Below are 225 nucleotides of genomic sequence, written 5' to 3'. Positions count from 1 at the left end.
ATCTCAACAAGGAAATAATGGGAATCAGCAAGGGAACAACGGAAGAGGATCTCAACAAGGAAATAATGGGAATCAGCAAGGAAACAATGGAAGAGGACCCCAGAAAGAAAATGGTGGAAACGAGCAAGGGAACAATGGTAGGGGGTCTCAACAAGAAAATAGAGGCCACCAGCAAGGGAATGAAAAGAAGAATCAATAGAATATGGAAGTGAGAGATTCATTTCA

General features: G+C 41.8%; 1 pseudogene. It reads left to right on the top strand.

What is annotated here, in order from left to right:
- A pseudogene (locus MR167_RS32490) lies at positions 1-212 on the top strand (FMRFamide neuropeptide); the annotation flags it as partial.
- Positions 213-225 lie beyond the last annotated feature (13 nt).

This window comes from Bacillus cereus group sp. BfR-BA-01355 (genome assembly GCF_022663675.1).
GTDB classification, from domain to species: Bacteria; Bacillota; Bacilli; order Bacillales; family Bacillaceae_G; genus Bacillus_A; species Bacillus_A thuringiensis_S.
The sequence above is the reverse complement of the archived record's forward strand: the minus strand, read 5'-3'. Positions and strand labels throughout refer to the sequence as shown.